This is a genomic window from Ruegeria sp. H7, assembly GCF_056532945.1.
The window spans coordinates 103,949-127,066 of the sequence record NZ_JBQFNZ010000005.1 but is presented as its reverse complement, the minus strand read 5'-3'; the positions used below and the strand labels follow the sequence as shown (position 1 = coordinate 127,066).

General features: G+C 60.7%; 20 protein-coding genes. 10 read left to right on the top strand and 10 right to left on the bottom strand.

The window, feature by feature from the left end; translation table 11 throughout:
- Nucleotides 1–5 precede the first annotated feature (5 nt).
- Together ACR0AC_RS12615 and ACR0AC_RS12610 are read left to right on the top strand one after the other, a co-directional pair.
- A complete protein-coding gene (locus ACR0AC_RS12615; RefSeq protein WP_170453863.1) occupies nucleotides 6–1,370 on the top strand; it encodes a formimidoylglutamate deiminase in 1,365 nt (454 codons plus the stop codon).
- 74 nt (nucleotides 1,371–1,444) lie between these two features.
- Nucleotides 1,445–2,146, top strand: a complete 702-nt coding sequence (locus tag ACR0AC_RS12610; protein WP_480584762.1) for a GntR family transcriptional regulator — start codon at nucleotides 1,445–1,447, stop codon at nucleotides 2,144–2,146.
- On the opposite strand, the gene phnY is transcribed toward ACR0AC_RS12610, so the two are convergent.
- Both phnY and ACR0AC_RS12600 read right to left on the bottom strand, forming a co-directional pair.
- On the bottom strand, nucleotides 2,140–3,585 hold the full coding sequence (phnY, locus tag ACR0AC_RS12605) for a phosphonoacetaldehyde dehydrogenase (RefSeq protein ID WP_480873786.1): 1,446 nt from the start codon (nucleotides 3,583–3,585) through the stop codon (nucleotides 2,140–2,142). The two genes, ACR0AC_RS12610 and phnY, sit on opposite strands and share 7 nt — an antisense overlap.
- 76 nt (nucleotides 3,586–3,661) lie before the next feature.
- A complete protein-coding gene (locus ACR0AC_RS12600) occupies nucleotides 3,662–4,627 on the bottom strand; it encodes a LysR family transcriptional regulator (protein WP_480873785.1) in 966 nt (321 codons plus the stop codon).
- 359 nt (nucleotides 4,628–4,986) lie between these two features.
- Here ACR0AC_RS12600 and ACR0AC_RS12595 point away from each other — a divergent pair, with 359 nt between their 5' ends.
- The 3 genes from ACR0AC_RS12595 to ACR0AC_RS12585 all read left to right on the top strand — a co-directional run bounded on the left by ACR0AC_RS12595 (nucleotide 4,987) and on the right by ACR0AC_RS12585 (nucleotide 11,897).
- On the top strand, nucleotides 4,987–8,724 hold the full coding sequence (locus tag ACR0AC_RS12595; protein WP_480873783.1) for a beta strand repeat-containing protein: 3,738 nt from the start codon (nucleotides 4,987–4,989) through the stop codon (nucleotides 8,722–8,724).
- A gap of 63 nt (nucleotides 8,725–8,787) precedes the next feature.
- Nucleotides 8,788–10,530 carry a type I secretion system permease/ATPase gene (locus tag ACR0AC_RS12590; RefSeq protein WP_480873782.1) on the top strand — a complete coding sequence of 581 codons (1,743 nt, stop codon included), beginning with the start codon at nucleotides 8,788–8,790 and terminating at the stop codon, nucleotides 10,528–10,530.
- Entirely contained in the window at nucleotides 10,527–11,897 is a 1,371-nt protein-coding gene (locus ACR0AC_RS12585; RefSeq protein ID WP_480873780.1) for an HlyD family type I secretion periplasmic adaptor subunit, read from the top strand. Before ACR0AC_RS12590 ends, ACR0AC_RS12585 begins: the two co-directional genes overlap by 4 nt.
- A gap of 103 nt (nucleotides 11,898–12,000) precedes the next feature.
- Here ACR0AC_RS12585 and ACR0AC_RS12580 read toward each other — a convergent pair whose 3' ends face one another.
- Nucleotides 12,001–12,618, bottom strand: a complete 618-nt coding sequence (locus tag ACR0AC_RS12580; protein ID WP_170453869.1) for a TetR/AcrR family transcriptional regulator — start codon at nucleotides 12,616–12,618, stop codon at nucleotides 12,001–12,003.
- Between the two features lie 180 nt (nucleotides 12,619–12,798).
- Between ACR0AC_RS12580 and ACR0AC_RS12575 the strand changes: the two genes are divergently transcribed.
- The 5 genes from ACR0AC_RS12575 (at nucleotide 12,799) to ACR0AC_RS12555 (ending at nucleotide 17,334) form a co-directional block, all read left to right on the top strand.
- Nucleotides 12,799–13,728, top strand: coding sequence for an AEC family transporter (locus ACR0AC_RS12575; RefSeq protein ID WP_170622208.1), 930 nt, complete (start codon nucleotides 12,799–12,801; stop codon nucleotides 13,726–13,728).
- A 103-nt stretch (nucleotides 13,729–13,831) separates the two neighbouring features.
- Entirely contained in the window at nucleotides 13,832–14,665 is an 834-nt protein-coding gene (gene fghA / locus ACR0AC_RS12570; protein WP_480873777.1) for an S-formylglutathione hydrolase, read from the top strand.
- Nucleotides 14,666–14,668: 3 nt separating this feature from the next.
- Entirely contained in the window at nucleotides 14,669–16,120 is a 1,452-nt protein-coding gene (sthA, locus tag ACR0AC_RS12565) for a Si-specific NAD(P)(+) transhydrogenase (RefSeq protein WP_480873774.1), read from the top strand.
- Nucleotides 16,117–16,572, top strand: coding sequence for a YaiI/YqxD family protein (locus ACR0AC_RS12560; protein ID WP_170453873.1), 456 nt, complete (start codon nucleotides 16,117–16,119; stop codon nucleotides 16,570–16,572). The genes sthA and ACR0AC_RS12560 overlap by 4 nt, the downstream gene beginning before the upstream one ends.
- A 141-nt stretch (nucleotides 16,573–16,713) precedes the next feature.
- Complete coding sequence (locus ACR0AC_RS12555) at nucleotides 16,714–17,334, top strand: HAD family hydrolase (RefSeq protein WP_480873771.1); 621 nt, start codon at nucleotides 16,714–16,716, stop codon at nucleotides 17,332–17,334.
- On the opposite strand, the gene ACR0AC_RS12550 is transcribed toward ACR0AC_RS12555, so the two are convergent.
- The 7 genes from ACR0AC_RS12550 to paaA all read right to left on the bottom strand — a co-directional run bounded on the left by ACR0AC_RS12550 (nucleotide 17,331) and on the right by paaA (nucleotide 23,117).
- A complete protein-coding gene (locus tag ACR0AC_RS12550; RefSeq protein WP_170523024.1) occupies nucleotides 17,331–18,572 on the bottom strand; it encodes an MFS transporter in 1,242 nt (413 codons plus the stop codon). The genes ACR0AC_RS12555 and ACR0AC_RS12550 overlap by 4 nt on opposite strands.
- A gap of 165 nt (nucleotides 18,573–18,737) precedes the next feature.
- Nucleotides 18,738–19,499: a Phenylacetic acid catabolic protein gene (locus tag ACR0AC_RS12545; protein ID WP_480873768.1), complete on the bottom strand. Its 762-nt coding sequence runs from the start codon at nucleotides 19,497–19,499 to the stop codon at nucleotides 18,738–18,740.
- Between the two features lie 13 nt (nucleotides 19,500–19,512).
- The gene (locus tag ACR0AC_RS12540) at nucleotides 19,513–20,586 is read right to left on the bottom strand and encodes a 2Fe-2S iron-sulfur cluster-binding protein (protein WP_170453876.1); all 1,074 of its coding nucleotides are present in this window, start codon (nucleotides 20,584–20,586) and stop codon (nucleotides 19,513–19,515) included.
- Nucleotides 20,587–20,599: 13 nt separating this feature from the next.
- Nucleotides 20,600–21,058, bottom strand: a complete 459-nt coding sequence (paaD, locus tag ACR0AC_RS12535) for a 1,2-phenylacetyl-CoA epoxidase subunit PaaD (RefSeq protein WP_170522634.1) — start codon at nucleotides 21,056–21,058, stop codon at nucleotides 20,600–20,602.
- 6 nt (nucleotides 21,059–21,064) lie between these two features.
- Nucleotides 21,065–21,832: a 1,2-phenylacetyl-CoA epoxidase subunit PaaC gene (paaC, locus tag ACR0AC_RS12530; RefSeq protein ID WP_480873764.1), complete on the bottom strand. Its 768-nt coding sequence runs from the start codon at nucleotides 21,830–21,832 to the stop codon at nucleotides 21,065–21,067.
- Nucleotides 21,832–22,116, bottom strand: a complete 285-nt coding sequence (gene paaB / locus ACR0AC_RS12525; RefSeq protein WP_170453879.1) for a 1,2-phenylacetyl-CoA epoxidase subunit PaaB — start codon at nucleotides 22,114–22,116, stop codon at nucleotides 21,832–21,834. Before paaB ends, paaC begins: the two co-directional genes overlap by 1 nt.
- 23 nt (nucleotides 22,117–22,139) lie before the next feature.
- A complete protein-coding gene (gene paaA, locus ACR0AC_RS12520) occupies nucleotides 22,140–23,117 on the bottom strand; it encodes a 1,2-phenylacetyl-CoA epoxidase subunit PaaA (protein ID WP_480781234.1) in 978 nt (325 codons plus the stop codon).
- Between the last annotated feature and the right edge of the window lies 1 nt (nucleotide 23,118).

Here is a 23,118-nt window from a genome sequence, read left to right as displayed (position 1 = left end):
CAAATATGACCACCATATTCGCAAACCGCGCCCTGCTGGCGGATGGATGGGCCGAAAATCTGCGGCTGGAGGTTCAGGACGGGCGCATTTTACGCCTGACGACGGACGCGGCAGCCATGCAAGGCGACACCCGCGTCGATACCTTGCTGCCCGCGCTGTCCAATCTGCACAGCCACGCCTTTCAGCGCGCGATGGCCGGGATGACCGAGTACCGTTTGGCGGGTCGCGACAGTTTCTGGACCTGGCGCGAGTTGATGTACCGCTTTACCGCGCATTTGACGCCGGATCAGGTGCAGGCCAGTGCCGCGCTGGTCTACCTTGAGATGCAGGAGGCCGGATATGCCGCAGTCGGAGAGTTCCATTACCTGCATCACCAACCCGGCGGGCAGCCCTATGACCGGCTTGCCGAACTCAGTGACCGGATCATGGCTGCCGCTGGTGAGACCGGGATCGGGCTGACTCACCTGCCGGTGCTTTACAGCTACGCGGGCGTCGGGGAAAAACCTCTTGAGGCCGGACAGGCCCGGTTCGGCAATGATGTGGACCGGTTCTGTGCGTTGGTCGATCAGTCGCGCGGCGCGCATGGCGAACTGCCACCGGACTGCCGCGTTGGCATCGCGCCGCATTCCCTGCGCGCCACCTCACCCGCCGATCTGGCGCAGGTGATCGCCGCGCAAGGCACTGGTCCGATCCACATCCACATCGCCGAGCAACCCAAAGAGGTGGCCGAAGTACAGGCCGGTCTGGGCGCGCGCCCGGTAGAATGGCTGCTGGCCAATGCCCCCGTCGATGCCAATTGGTGCCTGATCCACGCCACCCAGATGACCGAGGCCGAGACCCGCGCTATGGCCGCCAGCGGGGCCGTCGCAGGCCTGTGCCCCATCACCGAGGCCAATCTGGGTGATGGTCCGTTTAACGGCCCGACGTATCTGGCCGCTGACGGGACGTTTGGGGTCGGCTCGGATTCCAATGTGCTGATTTCTTTGACGGAAGAACTACGCACGTTGGAATATTCCCAGCGGCTGCGTGATCTGTCGCGCAATGTGCTGGTTGTGGGTGAAGGCTCGGTCGGGCAAACGCTCTATTGCGGCGCGGCCATGGGTGGCGCACAGGCTTTGGATCGCGATGCGGGCCAGATCGCCGAGGGCAAGCTGGCTGATCTGGTCGCCATAGACAGTCAAAACCCGGCGCTGTGTGCGCTGCGATCCGATCAGGTGCTGGACGGGTTGGTCTTTGCGGCCAGGGACTCGGTCGTGACCGATCTTTGGTCCGCCGGGCGGCATCAGGTGCGCAACGGTCGCCATATCCATCGCGACCGGATCATCGCCACGTACCGAACCGCGATAGAGGGGCTTTTGTCCGCGCTGTGATTAGGTTGATAGCTTTGCATCCAGATTTAATCCGGACATAATATGAATAGAGGCAGATATTAAGTGAGCAACCCGTGACCGTGCCAAAGACAATGGGCTTTCAGGACATACGCGACGAGGTTCTGAACCGCATCCAGACCCGCATCTGGCCACAAGGCAGCCTTTTGCCGACCGAGTTGGAGCTTGCAGCCGAGTTCGGTTGCGCCCGCGCCACTGTCAATCGCGCTCTGCGGGAATTGTCCGAGCAAGGGATCATCACCCGCAAGCGCAAGGGCGGCACGCGCGTCGTGACCACTCCGGTCAAGCAGGCCAAGCTGCCGATCACCGTGGTTCGCCAAACCATCGAGGATATGAATGCCGAATACCGCTATGCTCTGGTCAGTCGGACCCTGATTGATTGTCCCGCATGGTTGCAGGCCAAGCTGGGTCTGGCCGAGGGGGCTCAGGTCCTTCACCTGCACTGCATGCACCACGCCGACAACCGCCCCTTTCAGTTCGAGGAACGCTGGATCAATGTCGAGGCGGTCCCCCATGTGGTGGACGAGGATTTCCTTGCAACCGGACCCAACGAATGGCTGCTGGCCGAGGTGCCCTTTTCAAACGCGGAGATCGCCCTGTCGGCGGTTCCGGCCACGGGGCATTTGCAGGATTTCCTGTCCGTCCCGCCCGGAACGCCGCTGTTCCAGTTGGAGCGCACGACATGGTTTCAGGCCAAACCGGTGACATTCGTGCGCATGACCTTCCATCAGGGATACCAGATGCGCACCACTTACTGAGGCCAGGGCAGCGAGTAGGTTTTGACATTGGTGAAGAACTTCATCGCTTCGATGACACCTTCTTTCACACCATTGCCGCTGTCCTTTATGCCCCCGAACGGAGACATCTCAATCCGGTAGCCCGGTTGCTCCCAGATATTGCAGGTGCCGACGTGCAGCCCGTTGATATAGGCAATCGCGCGGTTCAGATCGTTTGTGCAAACGCCCGATGACAGGCCAAACGGCGTGCCATTGGAAATTGCCATCACCGCGTCGTCATCGTCGGGGACACGCAGGATGGGGATGATGGGGCCGAAGGTTTCCTCCATCACCAACGCACTATTGTAGGGCACGTGATCAACCACGATTGGGGGCAGTAAGGCCCCCTGTCGCCCGGGGTGATACAGAACTTGCGCGCCCTGCCGTTCGGCATCCATCACGCGGGTTTCAAACAGCGCCGCAGCCTCTGCATGGATCACGCAGCCCAGTTCCGTTTCCGGGTCCTGCGGGTCGCCAAAACGGATGGCTTTAGCCTTGTCCAGCACGAAGGGCACAAAACGATCTGCCACGCTGTTTTGAACCAGAATACGTTTGACGGCGGTGCAGCGTTGCCCGGAATTGCCCGTTGCCCCGGCAACCGCAATGGCCGCGGCCCGGTCCAGATCGGCGTCGCTCAGATCGTTCAGCACAATCAGCGGGTCGTTTCCGCCCAGTTCCAAGGCCTGCCGCTTGTACCCCGCCTTGGCCGCGATACTTTTGCCGACGGGAACGCCCCCGGTGAAGGTGATGATGTCGATATGGTCATTGGTGACCATCTCATCCCCGATCTCTTGCGGCCAGCCGGTGACAACCTGAAACATCTCGGGCGGTAAACCGGCCTCATACAGAATGTCGGCCAGGCTGAGCGCGGTCAGAGGGGTCAGTTCGGTCGGCTTGCAGACCATGCAATTGTTCGTCGCAATCGACGGCGCGATCTTGTGGGCGACCATGTTCAAAGGGTGGTTGAACGGCGTGATCGCACTGATCGCACGAACGGGGTCGCGCTTGGTGAAAATCTTGCGGGGCTTGCCGTTGGGGGTCAGGTCGCAGGAAAAGACCTCGGCATCATCGCGCAGCGCCTCGGCGGCGGCGAACTGAAACACATCCTGCGCCCGTTTGGTCTCATAGATCGCGTGCTGATGGCAAATCCCAAGCTCCAGCGTCAGCCATTTCGCGAGGTACTCGCGCCGCTCACCGATCAGGTCGCCTGCACGCTGCAAGATCTGACTGCGCTCATAGCGGGTCAGGTGGGGTGTGTAATTGGCGGCAATCTCGAAGGCCTGCCGAACGTGATCGACCGTGCCTGCGGGAACGGTGCCGACCACCTCGTTCGTGTAGGGATAATGAACCGGAATGGTGGCCTCAGAGAACACCACCTGCCCGCCGATGCGCATGCCTTCGTTCCGAATGTCCATTGCCATCTGCCTACCCCAATTGCCACGGGTCAACGGATAGAACTGCCCTCCGGCCTGCGTCAACAATGGGTTTCGAGAAAACTCAGGCTCGGGCAAGCGCGGGGCGCTGCCCCTGATGGGCGGGAAGCTCGGACCGATAGGTCGGAATAACCCCAACGGGCGGCTTTTCCCGGATATACTCCCCTATTCGCGCCAACATCGGTTTTCTCGGGCAATTGGGGCGTGTGGCAGCCCCCAGATCGCGCAGATGGCCGGGCGCGTCGAACGGAATAAAGCACAACGGCCAGTTGTCGCGCTTGAATTGTTCGGCCGCCAAAGCCGAGACAATGGTGCAGTCATCCGAATGGCAGATATGGCGGCAGATCGTTTCGAACCGCAGGGCAGTCAGGTCAAAGCGCTTGCTGATCCGGGTTGAGGGGTCATGTTTGGGCAACCGCTCCTCAAGCTCATAGCCAAAACTGTGCGGCAGGCGGATGAAGTCATGCGGCGGCACGTCTTCCGGTGCGATCGAGGGTAAGGTGCACAGCGGATGCCCCTGCCGCAGCGCCAGAAACAGCGGCTCGGACCAGATCGAGGTGAAATCCAGCGCGGCACTGTTGTTGATCTTGGCCACCAGAGCCATGTCCAGCGCATGATCTTCGACCATCTGCAGCATATTCTGCGGCAGGTCTTCGATCATGGTGACACGCATGCGCGGGAACAGCGTGTTAAACAGTTCCGAGAAATACTGCGTCAGATAGGGGGCCAGCGTGGGGGTCATGCCGATGGTGAAGGGCACAGCCTCGGGGTCGCGGAACTCGGTCGCGGTATCGCGGATCTTTTGCGCGTCGGCCAGAATGCGCGCTGCGATGTCCACGATCCGCGCACCGCAGGCGGTAGGGCGTACCTCGTTGTTCAGCCGCAGGAACAATTCAGTGCCAAGCTCGTTCTCAAGCTTCTTGATCTGGTTGGACATCGCCGGCTGAGACACGTTGCACGCCTGCGCGGCCTGACTGAACTGACCGTGTTTGGCAATCGCAAGGGCATATTCCAGATCACGGATATTCATTTTGGCAAACGTCACAATTGGAAATGGGAACACTCATGCCGTCAAAATACGCCTGAGGGGCCGGATTCAGAAGACCTGCGCCCGAAATCCGGGGGGATAAACGCTCACTTCCGTTAACAAATCTGTCAACTTTCGAAAATGAATAGGGCAAACCGCGTGGCGTGTATGCGTGAAGCGCCTTGTTTTTCGGGGTTTGAAGGTTTCAGACCTCACGCGTTTTGTGACTATTTGCATCGGTTATAGCCCCGATTTGGATCATGAATTTCCGCTGCCTCGGGGTGGGGCCTACTCCTTTGATGCGTCGGCTGCCCAAGCATTCGGGCCGCCTGCACCACGCAACAAACCTGACGGAGTGACCCATGCTGTCCCAATTCGTAGAAAGCCTGCGCGCCCGTCTCTTGACCACGTCAACCTTGGCGCAAGAGACGACCCGCGACGGCCAAACCCTTTTCAACAACTTCTTCCAGAGCACTGTGGTCGATGACACCCCCGCTTTTGTTCTGGCCAATGATTTCTCGCGCCTGCTGAACTTTGGCGAGATCGTCACCAACAACGCCGTTGCCGCTGTTCAGGCGCAGGGGCAGGATGTTGACATCTTCAACTTCCGCTCGGGCGTGATCGACGCCAATAGCGGCCCTGATGCGCTGGCAACCGGCGTTCAGGTCACCGGCAGCGCCGCTGTCCGCAACTTTGGTGCAATCTCGGGCGACTTCAACGGTGTTCAATTCCTGGGCGCAGACAGCTCGGGCAGCCTGGACAATTTCCGGGGCGGCGTGATCAGTTCCGACAGCCGCGCGGTGGACATCCAAGGTCAAGGCATCGATTTGCGCAACTTCGGCGACATCGTCGGCACTGGCGACCAGCGCAATGGCACGATCTACACCAACAGCACTGCCGAGGATATCTCGATCTCGAACTTCGCGGGCGGGACCGTGGATGCCGGTGAGGGCAATCTGGGCGCAGGCGTTTCGCTTCAGATCGGGGATGAGATCGGCGACCGTGTGGAAACCGATGTGTTCAACGGCTTTGGCGCGACCATTCAGGGCCGGGGTCAGGCGGCGTCGAACACCGCGCTGGCGGGCGACGGTATCCGCATCGACAATGGCGCCGAAGGCACCATTCTGGACACTGAGATCGTCAACAGCGGCCTGATTTCTTCGGAAAGCACCCAAGGCACCGCTGCTGGTATCCGTATCGCTGACGGTGCAAACACCGAAGGCGAGATTCTGAACACCTCGACCGGTGTGATCGAAGGCGCTGCAAATGGCCTGTATATCGGTCAGGGCGCGCATGATCTGGACGTTCTGAACTTTGGCACCATTCAGTCGGACAGCCGCGCGGTGAATATCGATGGCACGGGTGTCAACCTGATCAACGGCGGCGACATCCTCGGCACCGACGATCAGCGCAACGGCACTGTTTATGCCGATGGCACAGCCGACGACTTCTCGGTCAACAACCTGGCCACCGGGACCATCGACGCGGGCGAGCACAATCAGGGCTCGGGCTTTGGCGTCGAAATCGGCGGGGCCGCAGATGGCGCGAACTCGTTCACGCTGGACAATGCCGGGACAATTCAGGGCCGTGGCAATGCCGCAGCGGGGACAAACGCTGCCGGTGACGGTATCCGGATCGGCAATGTTGGCAATGTCGGCACCACCGACGCGATCATCAACAACACTGGCACCATCGACTCGGAAGGGGCAAACGCAACTGTTGCGGGTGTGCGTTTCGTCAACGGTGTTTCGTTCCAGGGTGAGTTCAACAACTCGGGCGATATCTCGGGCGTTCAAAACGGTGTCTATTTCGGCAACCCCGTTGCAGGCGAAGGCGCAGATCACACCGGCGGTGTGTTCAACAACCTGGAAGGCGGAACCATTTCGTCGGACAGCCGGGCGTTCAACATCGATGGCATTGGCCTTGAGGTGAACAACGCCGGTGAAATTATCGGCACTGACAGCCAGCGCAACGGCACGGTCTACGCTGACGGCACCGCGCAAGACTTCACCTTCAACAACCTGGAAACCGGTGTTGTGGACGCAGGCGAAGGCAACGAAGGTTCGGGCTTTGGCGCTGAGATTGCAGGCGAGAATTCGTTCGAGCTGAACAATGCCGGCACAATCCAGGGCCGTGGCAACGCCGCCGCAGGCACCAACGCAGCCGGTGACGGTATCCGCATTGGCAATGTCGGCAACGCCGGGACCTTCTCGGGCACCATCACCAACGCGGGCGTGGTCGCCTCGGAAGGGGCTAACGGTACCGTCGGTGCATTCCGCGCGGTGAACAACGTCAACTTCCAGGGTCAGTTGATCAACGAAGAAGGCGGTCTGTTCGAAGGTGGCCAGAACGGTGTGTACTTTGGCACCGGCGACCACACAGGCGGTTCCTTTGTGAACCGAGGCACCGTCACCTCGGACAGCCGTGCGGTGAACATCGATGGTGAAGGGCTGGAGGTTGTCAACGAAGGCGAAATCCTGGGTACCGGCAACCAGCGCAACGGGACTGTCTACGCTGATGGCACCGCCGACAACTACACCTTCAACAACTCCGGTGTGGTGGATGCAGGTGAAGGCAACAACGGGTCTGCCGTTTCGCTGCAAACTGGTGACGTCTCGGGCGATGTGGTTTCGGCCGCGATCCTGAACGAAGGCACGCTGCAAGGTCGTGGCGACGCGATCGAAGGCAATCAGGTCGGCGACGGTCTGCGCCTGTTCACCAGCCAGGATGATGCCTCTTTCGCCGGTGTTGTTGTCAACGAAGGCCTGATCGCAGGGTCCGAGGACTCGGACGCGGCAGCCGGTATTCGTATCGATGGCGGCCTGAACCTGCTGGGTGCGATCCTGAACGAAGGTGAGATTCGCGGCACGGTCAATGCAATCGACGCCTCGGACGCAGCCAGCGTGACCATCGTCAACGACGACGAAGGTGTGATCAACGGCAACGTTCTGCTGAGCGATGGCGACGACATCTTTGTCGATCTGGGTACCACCAACGGTGACATCGTTGGCGGCGCAGGGGATGACGTGCTGATCGCAGGCGATGGGGACAATGTTCTGACCGGCGGTCTGGGCAATGACTTCATCGACGGTGGCGACGGCATCGACACAGCCGATTTCTCGGATCTGGATGTCGCGGTCGAGGTTCGTCTGGACGCCAACGGCAACGGCACCGCCACACGCGATACGGGCTTCAACATCTCGGTCGTCGATGCGGTTGTCGCAGCACCGGGTCAGTTCGGGTCGGCTATCGAAGATGGCGCTCAGTTCGTGGAACAAGCGGTTCAGGGCAACCTGTACTACAACATCCACACCTCTGAGTTCCCGGGCGGTGAAATCCGCGGGCAACTGCTGGTCGATAGCGACGTGACCGAGAACGGCATCCGTACCGTATCTCTGAGCGGCGGTCTGGACGCGGCGCAAGAGCCTGGGCCGACCTCGGACAGCGACGCCACTGGTGACGCAACCGTTGTCATCACCCAGAACCTAGCGACAGGCGAGGTCACCTATTCTAGCGAACTCAGCGTTGTGGGTCTGAACGAAGCCGACCTGAACACGCCGATCCCGGGTGTTGTCTCTGCCATCCACCTGCACAATGCACCGGCGGGCGCGAATGGCCCGGTCGTGCAGGACACGCTGGTGGACGCGGGCGCCACGCTGGACGTCAATGCCGTGGGTGGCATCGGTGTCATCGGTCAGGACGTCATCGAGAACCAGATCGAGACAGACATCCTGCAATCCATCGAGAACGTCATCGGCTCGGACGATGGTGATGTGATCTTTGGCAGCGATCTGTCCAACGTTCTGAACGGTGGCGAAGGCGACGACCTGCTGAACGGTGAGGGTGGCGATGACATCCTGATCGGCGGCGCAGGTGCAGACACCTTCTCGTTCGGTTCGAACTTCGGCAACGACGTGATCCAGGACTTCGAAGTTGGTCTCGACCAGCTCCAGTTCGGTGACTTCGGTCCGGACTTCGGCGGCGCGCTGAGTGTCGCGCAGGATGGCAACGACGCTGTCATCTCGTTCGGAGGCGAAGGCTCGGTCCGTCTGGCCGGTGTCAACAGCACCGACCTGAGTGACGACGACTTCGTCGCGTAACCAACTCCAATCGGGGCGGCCCTCGGGTCGCCCCGTTTTTGATCAACCGGAAAGGGCTATCCGATGTTCAAGAAATCCAACCCCGTCGAAACCGCTTGGGCCGCGCTGCGCAAAGGCTTTGTCGCCGTCGCGCTGTTCAGCCTGTTTCTGAATCTGCTGATGCTGGCCGGGCCGCTTTACATGCTTCAGGTCTATGACCGTGTACTGACCAGCCAGAACATTGACACGCTGATCGCACTGACCCTGCTGTTGGGCGGCGTGTTTGTCGTGATCGCCTGCCTCGACCTGATGCGGATGCGCATCCTTGGCCGTCTTGCCGCCCGGTTCGAGATGTCTGTCGGCGCCCCAGTCCTTGGTGCGGCCATGCGCCGCCGGGTTCAGGGCCACGGTCAGGCCGGTGAAAATCTGGTCGAAGACGTCAACGGATTTCGCGAATTCATTTCGGGCAGCACCCTGACTGCCTTTTTTGATGCGCCATGGATCCCGATCTATCTGCTGGTCCTTTACGTCTTGCACCCGCTGCTGGGTCTGTTGGGGCTGGCCGGAGCCGTAACCCTGACCCTCATGGCGCTGATCAACAACGCCCGCGCCCATACTCCGATGCAAAACGCCGCGCAGGCGCGGGGACGGTCGGATGCGTTGTTCGACACCAGCGACCGCAACGCGGAACTGGTCCATGCGCTGGGGATGAAATCCGATCTGGTGCGCCGCTGGACCGCGCTGCAGATCGATGCGCACAGGCACAAGACCAAGGCCGCTGACCGGATCGCCAGCTTTTCGGTCATGTCCAAAACCATTCGCATGGGCCTGCAATCCGCGATTCTCGGACTGGGGGCCGCCCTTGCGATTACCGGCGAATCCACCGCAGGCGTGATGATCGCCGCCACAATTGTTCTGGCCCGCGCCCTGTCGCCCATCGACCAGTTGATCGGCCAATGGCGCGGCTTTCTGGCGGCGCGCGGGTCCTATGCCAAGATCAAGGCCCTGACCGACGAATTTGCCGAGACCCCGCCCAACCTGCATCTGCCCCGCGCGTTCAAATCCCTGAACGTCCGCATCGCGCAGGCCGGGCCGCCCCGCGCCATCAACGCCACGATCCGATCGATCGATTTCGCCCTGGACGCGGGCGATGTGCTGGCGGTCATCGGCCATAGCGGCTCGGGCAAGACCACGCTGGGCAAGATGCTGGCGGGCATCTGGCATCCGCAACGGGGCGAGGTTCTGCTGGACGGCAGCCCGATGGCCAAATGGAATGCCGAGGATCTGGGCAAGCAGATCGGCTATCTGCCACAAGACGTTGAGCTATTCGACGGAACGATCCGCGAAAACATCGCGCGCTTCTCGGTCGCCATCGACGATGCCGAGGTTCTGCGCGCCGCGCGCGAGGCGGGCATTCACGAGATGATCAACGCCCTGCCCGACGGCTATGAAACGCGCATCGGTCAGGGATTCTTCCTGTCCGGCGGTCAGAGGCAACGTCTGGCACTGGCCCGCGCGCTCTATGGCGATCCGTTTGTACTGGTCCTGGACGAGCCCAATTCCGATCTGGATGCCGAAGGCGAACACGCATTGCGTGAGGCTATTCTGGCCGCTCAGGCGCGCGGTGCCATTGCCATCGTGATGACCCATCGCCCCGCCACCCTTCAGGCCGCAAACAAGGTCATGGTCATGCGCAACGGGGCCCAGACTCAGTTTGGTGACAAAGAGGATGTGCTGAAGGTCAACCGCCGCAACGTATTGGAGACGCAAGCGAAATCCACACCCCAGCCCGCCCCCGCACCCCAAGTCACAGGAGCCGCACAATGAGACAGCTTGTTCCACACACCCAATCGCAGACTACTCTGACCCTGAATGACGGGCAGATGATCGACATCACCGACACATCGCCCGGTATTGCGCGCTATGTCCTGTTTGGACTTTTGGCAATGGTGGCTTTTGGGGCTGGTAGCGTCTACTGGGCATTTGCCTCGAAACTCGACGGGGCGGTGGTGGCCCCGGCCTCTTTCGTGGTCGAAGGTGACCGCAAGACGGTCGAGCATCTGGATGGCGGCATCATCCGCTCGATCCTGATCGCGGACGGGGATTTTGTCGAACAGGGGCAACCTCTGATCCGGCTCGACAGCACTGAGATTGATGTCGACCTGAACGTGCTGGGCAGCCAATTGGGAGGGCTGTCGGTCCGCCGCGCGCGGTTGATCGCGCAGATGACGGGCGAGGCCAGCTTTGACGAGGCCGCAGCCCTTGCCCAGTTCTCGGCCAACGTGAACCGTCTGCACTGGTTCCCGGCCTATCTGACCCAGAAACAACTGTTCGACGCCGAAGCCCGCGCCCGACGGACCGAGGCCGACATCAATGCCCAACGCATCACAGGGCTGCGCGATCAGATCGCCGGGCTGGCCGAACAGCGCCTGAGCACCCAAAACCAGATCTCGATCACGCAGGTCGAATTGGACAACCTGCAGGGTCTACTGGACAAGGGTCTGGTTGCCGCAACCCGTGTCAGCGCCCGGCAGATCGAGCTTGAGCGTCTTTCGGGCGTCGATGCCTCGCTTCGGACGCAGATTGCGCAGGCTGAGAACCAGATTCATGAGCTACAACTGACCCTGCTCAGCCAGCAAAAGCTGCGCGATGAGGTCATTGCCGGTGAACTTGCGGTGGTCGAGGCGCAACTGGACCTGATCCGCCCGCAATATGCAGGCACCGCCGAACGGCGCAGCCGGATCGAGCTTGTGGCCCCGGCCAGCGGGCGCGTGGTGAACCTGACCGCCTCGACCACTGGCGGTGTGATCCGGCCGGGTGAGCATATCATGGACATTGTTCCCGCCGACCAAGCCCTGATCGTCGAAGCGCGGGTGAAGACCGCTGACATCGACAAGCTGCATGTCGGACAATCCACGCGCATCCGCCTGTCGGCCTTTGCGCAGGCCGATGTGCCCGAAGCCCATGGCCAGATCTTCGATATATCAGCGGACGTGCTGGAGGATGAACGGACGGGCGAGCCCTATTACCAGGCCCGCGTCAGGCTGGATGCGGATCAACCCGCGCCGGTTACCGCGCTCGATCTGGTTCCGGGCATGCCTGCCGATCTGTTCGTCAATACCGGCGAGCGCACGGTGATCGCCTATCTGGCGCAACCCATCAGCGACCGGCTGGCACGAACTTTCATCGAATAAAGGATTTCCAAAGACCTGTGCCTTAGACCCAATACTTACCGAGTGCCATTTTAATGAGTGAAGGATGGCCTGCACCGCAAGCCCCGGTGCAGGCCATCAATTTTCAGGCACCATAGCGGGCCAGGAACATATCCACGGCATGCAGCGCGACTTCGTCAATCTCGGCCTGGCTGAACTCTTTCTGGATGCCAAAGGCAGCGCGCACCCACAGCCGAACCTTGCACAGTTCGGCAAATTGCTCGGCGGCAATCTGGACATCTTCAATGGCAAGTTCCCCTCTGACAACGGCCTTTTCCAGGTACTCGGCAATCTTGCGTTGCCCGTTCTGAGGTCCGGCCTCATAAAACGCCTGCCCCAGTTCCGGGAACCGATCGCGTTCTGCGACACAGACCCGGAAGACCTGTTGATTAAAGTCCGACACAAAAAACCCGACCAACTGTGTTGCGGTGATGGTCAACACCTCACGTGCTGGCTTGGTTTCATCGATCATCGACAGAACACGCTCGGCCATAAGGCGGCACTCGGTCTGGGCCACCTCGACAAACAAAAGCCGCTTGTCCGGGAAATAGCTGTACAGGGTCGCCTTGGACACACCCGCCGCACGGGCGATGTCGTCCACACTTGCGCCTTCGAACCCATCCGCCATGAAAACCTCTCGGGCCCCGCGCAGAACCTGGTCGAATTTTCGGCCGGTGCGCAGGATGGTAGCGGTCTGGGTCATGTCGTCTCCTGATGCTTGAGGTGGTCCGAGTTTATAAACCGTTCGGTTCAGATACAAGGATTCTTGGCCATTGCGCGCAGTTTGACGTCACGATCCTGTGAAATCCGGCACTCCCAGCACGGTCACCCCTGTCCCAAGACCGGGCTTGCAGCAGGCCCAAACCATGCTAGGACAAGACCCATGGTCGAGGTCTTTCTGCGCACGCTGCCCTTCTTTGCGATCATCGGCCTGGGCTATTGGGCCGGGCGCACCCGGTTTTTCTCGGCCGAGGCCACCGCCTATCTGACCAAGTTCGTGTTCTTTTTCGCACTGTCGGCAATGCTGTTCAGGTTCGCAGCCACCCTGCCCTTTGCCGAGATTTTCAACGGCCGCCTGATCATCGGTTACCTGATCGGAACGCTGGCGGTCTATTCCCTTGCCACCTTTGTCGCGTGGTTGCGCGGCATGGACATCCCCACCGCAGCGGTCGAGGCGCAATGTGCCGCCATTGGCAATGTCGGATTTCTGGGCCTGCCGATGCTGGCCCTGCTGCTGACCGAGGCCGCAATTGGCCCGGTGATGCTGGTGCTGGCGGTTGATCTGGTGGTGTTTTCCTCACTGATTGTCATACTGATCAACGGTGGGCGGGACGGGAAACTGACCCCTTCAACGCTGCGCCTGATCGGGATCGGATTGCTAAAAAACCCGATGATCGTGTCCATTTCCGCCGGTCTGATCTGGTCAGCCTTGCAAGTGCCGGTACCCGGCCCCCTGAATGATTTCCTGACCATTCTGGGCGGGGCCGCAACGCCCGGCGCGCTGTTCGCCATCGGAGCCTCTCTGGCCGGAAAATCCGCCGAGCGCGTCCACATCGCCGCCTGGCTCAGCTTTTGCAAACTGGTCATCCATCCCGCCTGCGTGGCCGTGGCCGTAATATGGCTGGTGCCCGTCGAAGCCTTTCCGGCGGCGGTCGCAATCGCTGCGGCGGCACTGCCCGTGGCGGGCAATGTCTACATGCTGGCCGCGCATTATAATGTCGCTCCGCACCGCGCGTCAGCCGCGATTTTGTTGTCTACTGTGGCCAGCATCCTGACCGTCCCCGTGGTCATTGCCTGGGTCGGCACCTTCTGATCTTCACCTTTTCGAAAAATACGCGCGACGAAGGTGCCCGGACTTTACGTAGGGGCCTTGGACCGTTAGCCATGGGCGAACCCTAACGTAAGGAAAAGACCTGATGGAAACCCTTTCGGAAAATGCCTGTTTCGGTGGCGTGCAGGGCGTCTACCGCCATGCTTCGACCGCGTGCCAATGCGACATGACCTTTGGCCTGTTTCTTCCGGCCGAGGCAAAGGACGGCCCGGTTCCGATCCTGTGGTATCTGTCGGGCCTGACCTGCACCCATGAAAACGCGATGACCAAGGCGGGGGCGCAAGCCTGGGCTGCTGAACAGGGCATCGCAGTCATCTTCCCCGACACCTCGCCGCGCGGCGAAGGCGTGGCCGATCACGAGGATTACGATCTGGGCCAGGGTGCCGGGTTCTATGTGAACGCTACGCAATCCCCCTGGGCCCCGCATTTCAACATGTGGGATTATGTGGCCGAGGAGTTGCCCGCCTTGGTGGCCGAGAATTTTGCCATCGACATGGACCGTCAAGCCATCACCGGTCATTCGATGGGCGGCCACGGTGCGCTGACGCTGGCGATGAACCTGCCGGGACGTTTCCGGTCGGCGTCGGCCTTTGCGCCGATCTCGAACCCCACCGGGGCCGAATGGGGCCGCAAACAACTGAGAGCCTATCTGGGCGATGACGAAGCGGCCTGGGCGAAACATGATGCGTCCCTGCTGATGAAGGAAAAGGGGTTTGATGGCCCGATCCTGATCGACACCGGTGCAAGCGACCAGTTCATCGACCTGCTGCGCCCCGAAGCGCTGGCCGCCGCCATCGCCGAGCGTCGCCAGCAGGCCACTTATCGCCTGCAACCGGGCTATGATCATTCCTATTTCTTTGTGTCCACCTTCATGGAAGACCACATCACCTTCCATGCCGAAGCGCTGTACGGAGACTGAGGCATGACCGATTATGACTACGACCTGATCATCATCGGGTCCGGTCCCTCGGGGCGGTCCGCCGCGATTCAGGCCGGTAAGCTGAAGCGCCGCGTGTTGGTGATCGACCGCAAGGATCGGTTTGGCGGCGTGTCGGTCCATACCGGAACCATCCCGTCGAAAACCCTGCGCGAGACGGTGCTGAACCTGTCCGGCTGGCGCGAGCGCAGCTTTTATGGGCGGTCCTATCGCGTCAAGGACCAGATCCGCGCCGAAGACCTCAAGGCCCGTCTGCATATGACGCTGGATCATGAGGTCGATGTGCTGGAACACCAGTTCAATCGCAACCACGTGGAAACCCTGAACGGGTTGGCCTCGTTCGTTGGCCCGCATGAGATCGAAGTTGCCACCGATGCCGGTGAGAAAACGCGCCTGACCGCAGCCAAGTTTCTGATCGCCACCGGAACCAAAACCTATCGCCCCGATTATGTGCCCTTCAACGGCAAGACCGTCGTGGATGGTGACGATTTTCTTGAGATGGCCGAGATTCCACGCTCGCTGGTCGTCATCGGGGCTGGGGTGATCGGGGTGGAATACGCCACCATGTTCTCGGCGCTGGATGTGCGGGTGACGTTGATCGAACCACGGGAAACCTTCCTCGATTTCATCGACAGCCGGTTGATCCACGATTTCACCCATCAGATCCGCGAGAACGGTGTCGATCTGCGGCTGGGCTCTGCGGTCGAGAAAATCGAAGACACCGGCGACCACGTTGAAGTCACGCTGGAAAACGGGCGGCACGTCCGGGCCGAGATGCTGCTGTTTGCAGCGGGCCGCATGGGCGCGACCTCGGCGTTGAATCTGGACGCGGTCGGGCTGGAAACAGACCACCGCAACCGGATCAAGGTGGATCGCAAGACCTATCAAACCTCGGTGCCGCATATCTACGCAACCGGCGATGTGATCGGGCACCCCTCGCTGGCCTCTACGTCTTTGCAACAGGGTCGGGTCGCCGCCTGTCACGCGCTGGAAACACCGACCTTGCCTGAGAGCCCCTGGTATCCTTATGGCATCTATTCGGTACCCGAGATTTCCACCTGCGGCATGTCCGAGGAGGAGTTGCAGGAGCGTGGCATTCCCTATGAGGTCGGCGTGGCGCGGTTCCGCGAAACCTCGCGCGGGCATATCATGGGGTTGGAACATGGCATGCTGAAGATGCTGTTCTCGCTGAAAACCCGCCGGGTTCTGGGCGTGCAGATCGTCGGTGAAGGCGCGACCGAGCTGATCCATATCGCGCAGGCCGTGCTGAACCTGAAAGGCACCGTGGACTACTTTGTCCAGAACACGTTCAATTATCCAACGCTGGCCGAAGCCTACAAGATCGCCGGTCTGGATGCGTTCAACCGGATGCCGATCCCGGAAGAGTTCAAGGTGAAAAAGAAGCCAGCGGCGACGAAAGAGGCAAAGAAGGCGTGACAACGCTCTATATCGATGGCGATGCCTGCCCCGTGAAGGCCGAGGCCGAGCGGGTGGCGACCCGGCACAAGGTTCCGATGGCGCTGGTGTCGAATGGCGGACTGCGGCCTTCGGCAAACCCTTTGGTGCAGGTGGTCATTGTCTCGGAAGGGGCTGATGAGGCCGACAAGTGGATCGCCGAACGCTGCGGGCCGGGAGATGTGGTGGTCACATCCGACATCCCCTTGGCCGCAAAATGTGTCGAGGCCGGCGCGCGCGTACTGCGCCCCAATGGCGAGGCGTTCACCGCCGCCAATATTGGTCAGCAACTGGCGATGCGCGACCTGATGGCCGACCTGCGCGCGGCAAACCCGTTGGGTGCAGGGGGCGGCGGCAAACCCTTCGGCAAGGCCGACCGGTCCCGGTTTCTGGACGCCTTGGAACGGGAACTGAGAGCGGCAAAACGGGCATAGCCCTCCCGCCCGTCGGCGATGCATCAAGGATGCATCTTCTCCGGTTGGGCCGGGCAGCGCTGCGCGCTGCGGTTGGTGCTTGAACTTGAACGCCGGGCTTGGTTCAGTCGGCGCGGCAGGAAATTGAAGCAGGAACACAACATGCCCATCCAAGCGGTCATTTTCGACATCGGCAATGTACTGATCGAATGGCAGCCCGAGCGCTACTATGACCGCGTGATCGGAGAGGATCGCCGCCGCGCGATGTTCGACGAGGTCGATCTGCACGGCATGAACGATCTGGTGGATCAGGGCCATCACTTCACCGATACGATCTACAACTGGGCCGAGAAATATCCCAATTGGCGAAACGAGATTCGCATGTGGCACGACAAATGGATCGAGCTTGCCGCGCCAGAAATTCCGCATTCGGTCCGGTTGCAGCGGGCGTTGCGCGCCAAGGGCGTGCCCGTTTTTGCGCTGACGAATTTCGGTGTGCAGAATTTCGACTATGCCACCACCGTTTATCCGTTTCTGAACGAGTTTGACCGGCACTATGTCTCGGGCCGGATGAAGATGGTGAAGCCCCATGTGCCGATCTATGCGCAGGTCGAGGCCGATTGTGGTCTACCGCCCGAGACATTGCTGTTCGCGGACGACCGGATCGACAACATCGAAACCGCGCGGTCCCGTGGTTGGCAGACGCATCACTTCACCGGCCCGCAAGGCTGGGCGGACCGCCTGGTGGCCGAAGGCTTGCTGACCGAAGAAGAAGCCCGCTAGGCTGCAGCGGGTGTTGCGCCCCGGTTTTCGCGGATCGGCAGGTGGACGATGGCACTGAACGCTCCGACCGCGACGCCGATCCACCAGACCATGGTGTAGTCGCCATAGACGTCATACATCCGCCCGCCCAGCCAGACACCCAGGAACCCTCCGATCTGGTGGCTGAGGAAGATGAAGCCATAAAGCGTGCCCATGTAGCGCAGCCCATACAGATGCGCGACAAGGCCCGAAGTCAGCGGCACCGTAGCCAGCCAGAGCGATCCCATGACGATTGAGAAGACGATCACCGAGGTTGGCGTGATCGGCATCAGAATAAACGCCGCAGCCGCGAGGGTTCTGGCTGTGTAGATCGCGGCGAGCAGGTATTTCTTGGGGAAATGATTGCCCGCCCAGCCCGCCAACAGCGTACCGCCGATATTGGCAAGACCCACAAGCGAAATCGCCACCGCACCCAAGGCAGAAGTGGTGGTAATGCCCAGCGAATGCAGAACACCCCCGGGTTGGATGGGGCCGCACATCTCGGTCACGAAAGCCGGGAAATGGGCGGTGATGAAGGCCAGTTGATAGCCGCAACTGAAAAAACCCAAGAAGATCAAAGCGTAGGATGGGTCCCGGAAGGCGCGGCCCAGGATCTGGCTCATGCTTTCTTCCAGCTCGGCCTTGCTGACCGGTTGCGGCGCGCGCATGAAGGGCAGCGTCAGAACAAGCGCAAGGATCGCAACGGCGAACACGATAAACACCTGTTGCCACGGCAGGAAGGTGAGCAACCATTCCGCAGTTGGCGCGCCGATCACCTGACCAAAACTGCCCGCAGCAGTCACAATCGCCAGAGACATCGACCGGTTCTTGTCGGATGAGGCGCGGCCAACCACAGCCAGAACAACGCCGAACCCGGTTCCCGCGATACCGAAGCCCACCAGCCATGCATACATCTGGTGCCCGAAGGGCGTGATCGACCAGGCCGACAGAACCATGCCTGCGGCATAGGTCAATGCACCGAGGATGATCGCCTTTCGATCACCGATCTTTTCGGCAATCGCGGCAAAGATCGGTTGCCCAATGCCCCAGGCCAGGTTCTGGATCGCAATGGCCAGGGAAAAATCGGTGCGCAGCCAGCCGAACTCATCCGCAATCGGGATCTGAAACACCCCGAACGAGGCGCGGACGGCGAAGCTGACCGTGATGATGATACACCCCACGATCAGGATCGGATTCAACAGTCGGGCGGATTGCGGCATGGGGACCTCGGGGCGCATTGATCCGGCAGACGTTAGCGGATTCAGACGGCCCGTCAATTCAACAGATTTGCGGTTACGCATCAGAAATATTGATGCGCTAATCAACCTCGAAAGCAAAGGGCCGTCTGGTCGCGAATTACAGGCGGCCAAGTCGGACGACAGGGTCTAGACGGGCTTTCTAAGGTTCAATGTCGCCAAGGTCTCGCCCATCGTATGGTGCCACCGCTCTCGCAGCATGTGGTTCTCGGTGCGTCTCAGGTTCATGGATTTCAGAAGCTCGAACCGTTTCGGATCATCGCCCCCGAACGAGGCGGTCACGCGGGGCCACCAATAATCGACCGAGCTTTGCATCGCGTCTGCCTCGCCCGCCGCGATCAGCTTGGTTGCGCCTTCCAAGGCCAGATCGCCGTGGTTCGCCTCGATAGGCGCGACGATCCGGAAAGCCTCGGCCAGCGGCTGATACGAGATCGTCGAAAACTCAGCCAGTTGCTCGGCGACGGCGCGGCTCATCAGCAGGTTCATGACGACGGCATCTGTCCAGCCGCTGATCGGGTAGTTGAACACCGCAAGGCGCATGTCGTGTTTGCTGCGGGTCGCGCCAATATCGGCATCACGGTCCAGACGCGCGGTCCAGGGGTGATGGGTGGCGTATCTTTCGGTGTCCGCCCCGAACTCACCCATGATCTTCAGGACGCGATCCGCGTTGTCGGTTTTTTCAAGCACGATCTTGGCGGCCGCGATGCGTTCCTTGATGCCCGGCCCCTGATTGATGATGTCGGCAAACCCCGCGGCCCCGGCCAGTTCGCTATCCACGAAAGTGGCCATCAGCTTCATCAGTTCGGCCCGGTATCGCGGCGGGACATTGGTTGGATTGGTCAGCACCCCGCCTGCGGCCAGATAGCTGTCGAGTGTCATGGTATCGCTCATCAATCCTCTCCTGTCACTGATCGTAGTCGACGACGACGCGGTCGGTCACCGGATAGGCCTGACAGCTTAGGACATAGCCCTTTTCGACCTCGTAATCCTCAAGCGCGTGATTGGCGAGCATTTCGACCTCGCCCTCGAGCACGCGGCAGCGGCAGGTGGAACAAACTCCTGCCTTGCAGGCGTATGGCGCGTCCATGGCGTTTTCCAGCGCGGCCTCAAGAATGGACTGATCCTTGGGTAGGGTCATGGTCTGAGTGGCCCCGTCCAGCGTGATCGACGCACTGGTCTGGTTGGCCTGCGTGCCCGCCTGCGCCGCGCTTGCCTTGCGCTTGGCCCGTCCCGGTTGGGCGCTGGCGAAAAGCTCGAACTTGATCTGGCTGTCTTCCAGCCCGTGGTCGCGCAAAGCGGCGGCAATCCCCAGCATCATCGGTTCCGGTCCGCAGATAAAAGCGGTGTCCACGTTTGTGATATCGATCCAATGCTTGAAAAGCTGGCCGCATTTGTCCTGCGTGACCAGACCGGTGAACAAATCGATCTCTTGCGCGTCTGCTTCGAGGATGTGGATCACGTTCAGGCGGCCCATATAGAGGTTTTTCAGGTCCTCCAGTTCTTCCCGGAACATGATCGTGTTGATGCCTTTGTTGGCATAGATCAGCGTGAAACGGGATTTGGGCTCGCGGGCCAGCGTGGTTTTCAGAATCGACAGAACCGGCGTGATGCCCGAGCCGCCGGCAAAGCCAAGATACTGTTTCTGCGCATCTGCATCGATGGGCGCGTGGAAGCTGCCCATTGGTGGCATCGCCTGCACGACGTCGCCAACGGTAAGTTCTGCATTGGCCCAGCTTGAAAAGGCACCGCCCTCGACGCGTTTGATACCAACCTGCAAAACACCGTCATCCTTGCCCGCGCAGATCGAATACGATCGGCGCAGTTCCTCACCGTCAAAATCACGCCGGAACGTCAGATACTGACCGGCAGTAAAGTCGAACTGATCCGCCGCACCGTTTACCGGCTCAAGTGTCACCACAACCGCATCGCGGATGGTCTTGTGGATGTCGGTGACTTTCAGATCATGAAAACGTGCCATCCGGTGCTCCTCCTCAGATGCACTTGAAATAGTCAAAGGGTTCCAGGCAATCGGTGCAGCGCCAATGGGCCTTGCAGGGGGTCGAGCCGAACTGGCTGACCTTCTCGACCGCCTTGCTGCCGCAATGGGGGCACCGGTCCGGGCCGCCCGCCGGTTGCGGCGGTGCAATGCCATAGTCTTCCAACCGGGCGCGGCCCTTATCGCTCAGCCAATCGGTGGTCCAGGCGGGGGCGATGCTGGTTTCGATCCGCACATCCCCGATCCCATGATCGCGCAGGGCGGTTTCGATATCCATGCTGATCACCGACGTCGCCGGGCAGCCGGAATAGGTGGGCGTGACCGTAATGACCAACGTTTCAGCCTCCCACCGCACGCCACGGACAATGCCCAGATCCACGACCGAGATCACCGGGATCTCGGGGTCGGGAACGGCATCCAGCCAGCCCCAGATCTGTTCGGTCGAGGCCTGCATCACATCTCACCACTTCGCGCCGGGATAGGCGCGTTGCAGCCATTGCATCTGTGTCAGCAGGTGGCCCAGATGCTCGGTATGCATCCGCCCATCGCGCCCGCCCTTATGGGTAAAACGGCTGTCCGGAATGGTCAGCGTTGCCCTGGTCAGAACGCGTTCAACCAAAGCGTCATATTCGGCGCGCAGATCGGACGGGTTCGGTGCGATCCCCGCTGCAACCATCTGGGCATCGATGTCGTCGCCGACAAACATCTCACCCACGTAAGGCCACAGGTAATCCAGCGCCTCCTGCATCCTTGCGTGGCTTTCCTCGGTCCCGTCGCCAAGGCCCACAACCGTCTCGCCCGAGCGTTCCAGATGATAGATAACTTCTTTGCTGGCCTTCGCGGCAATGGCTGCGACCCGGTCGTCCGAGGATGTCATCAGACGCCCCAGCATGATCGAATGCCACGCGTCGAACAGGAACTGGCGCATCAGCGTACGGCCGAAATCGCCATTCGGCACCTCGACCAGCAGCACGTTGCGGAAATCCCAGGCATCGCGCAGAAAGGCCAGATCATCGGCGCTTTTGCCGCCTTCAACCTCACCCGCAAGGCCAAGCCACATCTGGGTCTGTCCGATCAGGTCCAGCGCCGTGTTGGCCAGCGCAATATCTTCCTCAAGCACCGGCGCATGGCCGCACCACTCGCTGACGCGGTGACCCAGGATCAGGGTATTGTCCCCCATCCGCAGCAGGAATTGCAGCAAAGCGTCGTTGGTAACCGAAACACTCATTACATCGCCCCCACATCTTCGGGAATGTCGAAGAAGGTCGGGTGGCGGTACACTTTGCTTTCACTGGGTTCATACAGCGGGCCTTTGTCGCTGGGTGACGAGGCCGAGATGTTGTTGGCTTCGACCACCCAGATCGAAACGCCTTCGTTGCGGCGGGTATAAACGTCGCGCGCGTTCTTGATCGCCATTTCCGCATCGGGCGCATGCAGCGAGCCGACATGCCGGTGGCTCATCCCATGCTGGCCGCGGATGAAGATTTCCCACAGGGGCCATTCGTTGTTCATCGGGTTTCCTCCTTTGGGCAAGCTTATTCCGCCGCCAGATTGCCGGCGCGTTTCTTGCGGGCATGGGCCAGTAGCCCGTCGCGGACCCACTGGCCGTCATCCCAGGCCTTGTTGCGGGCGGCCAGACGATCCACGTTGCAGGGGCCGTTGCCTTTGAGCACGTCGAAGAACTCGGACCAGTCGGGTTCCGAGAAATCGTAATGCCCGCGGTCCTCGTTCCATTTCAGGTCCGGGTCGGGGATGGTCAGACCCAGATACTCGGCCTGCGGCACGGTCTGATCGACGAATTTCTGACGCAGCTCGTCATTGGTGTTGATCTTGATCTTCCACGCCATCGACTGCGCCGAATGCACGGAATCCTTGTCGGACGGTCCGAACATCATCAGCGACGGGAACCAGAACCGGTTCAGCGCGTCCTGCGCCATCCTGCGCTGCTCGGGCGTGCCTTCGGCCATCTTGCGGATCGCGTCATAGCCCTGACGCTGGTGAAAGCTTTCTTCCTTGCAGATGCGGATCATGGCGCGGGAATAAGGGCCATAAGACGTGCGCTGCAGCGGCACCTGATTCATGATCGCAGCCCCGTCGACCAACCACCCGACCGCGCCGATATCGGCCCAGTTCAAGGTCGGGTAGTTGAAGATTGACGAGTATTTCATGCGCCCGTCCAGCAGCATCTCGGTCAGTTCATCGCGACTGACCCCCAATGTCTCGGCCGCGCAGTACAGGTACAGCCCATGTCCGGCCTCATCCTGCACCTTGGCCAGAAGGATCGCCTTACGCTCCAGCGTTGGCGCGCGCGTGATCCAGTTGCCTTCAGGCAGTTGGCCCACAATCTCGGAATGCGCGTGCTGCCCGATCTGGCGGATCAGGGTCTTGCGATAGGCCTGAGGCATCCAGTCCTTGGGTTCGATCTTGATATCCGCGTCGATCCGCGCCTGAAATTCCGCCAGCTTTTCCGGATCGTCGTCCGACGCTTCGGATTTTACCATCTGAGCGTACATG

Excerpts from the sequence above, each read along its gene's own strand:
- ACR0AC_RS12550 (WP_170523024.1), bottom strand. The coding sequence starts at position 18,572 with ATGCCGCAATCCGCCCGACTGTTGAATCCGATCCTGATCGTGGGGTGT.
- paaD (WP_170522634.1), bottom strand. The coding sequence starts at position 21,058 with ATGCAGGCCTCGACCGAACAGATCTGGGGCTGGCTGGATGCCGTTCCC.
- paaC (WP_480873764.1), bottom strand. The coding sequence starts at position 21,832 with ATGAGTGTTTCGGTTACCAACGACGCTTTGCTGCAATTCCTGCTGCGG.
- ACR0AC_RS12600 (WP_480873785.1), bottom strand. The coding sequence starts at position 4,627 with ATGAATATCCGTGATCTGGAATATGCCCTTGCGATTGCCAAACACGGT.
- ACR0AC_RS12580 (WP_170453869.1), bottom strand. The coding sequence starts at position 12,618 with ATGACCCAGACCGCTACCATCCTGCGCACCGGCCGAAAATTCGACCAG.
- fghA (WP_480873777.1), top strand. The coding sequence starts at position 13,832 with ATGGAAACCCTTTCGGAAAATGCCTGTTTCGGTGGCGTGCAGGGCGTC.
- ACR0AC_RS12575 (WP_170622208.1), top strand. The coding sequence starts at position 12,799 with ATGGTCGAGGTCTTTCTGCGCACGCTGCCCTTCTTTGCGATCATCGGC.
- ACR0AC_RS12545 (WP_480873768.1), bottom strand. The coding sequence starts at position 19,499 with ATGAGCGATACCATGACACTCGACAGCTATCTGGCCGCAGGCGGGGTG.
- ACR0AC_RS12540 (WP_170453876.1), bottom strand. The coding sequence starts at position 20,586 with ATGGCACGTTTTCATGATCTGAAAGTCACCGACATCCACAAGACCATC.
- sthA (WP_480873774.1), top strand. The coding sequence starts at position 14,669 with ATGACCGATTATGACTACGACCTGATCATCATCGGGTCCGGTCCCTCG.
- ACR0AC_RS12595 (WP_480873783.1), top strand. The coding sequence starts at position 4,987 with ATGCTGTCCCAATTCGTAGAAAGCCTGCGCGCCCGTCTCTTGACCACG.
- paaA (WP_480781234.1), bottom strand. The coding sequence starts at position 23,117 with ATGTACGCTCAGATGGTAAAATCCGAAGCGTCGGACGACGATCCGGAA.
- phnY (WP_480873786.1), bottom strand. The coding sequence starts at position 3,585 with ATGGCAATGGACATTCGGAACGAAGGCATGCGCATCGGCGGGCAGGTG.
- ACR0AC_RS12615 (WP_170453863.1), top strand. The coding sequence starts at position 6 with ATGACCACCATATTCGCAAACCGCGCCCTGCTGGCGGATGGATGGGCC.
- paaB (WP_170453879.1), bottom strand. The coding sequence starts at position 22,116 with ATGAACAACGAATGGCCCCTGTGGGAAATCTTCATCCGCGGCCAGCAT.
- ACR0AC_RS12585 (WP_480873780.1), top strand. The coding sequence starts at position 10,527 with ATGAGACAGCTTGTTCCACACACCCAATCGCAGACTACTCTGACCCTG.
- ACR0AC_RS12555 (WP_480873771.1), top strand. The coding sequence starts at position 16,714 with ATGCCCATCCAAGCGGTCATTTTCGACATCGGCAATGTACTGATCGAA.
- ACR0AC_RS12590 (WP_480873782.1), top strand. The coding sequence starts at position 8,788 with ATGTTCAAGAAATCCAACCCCGTCGAAACCGCTTGGGCCGCGCTGCGC.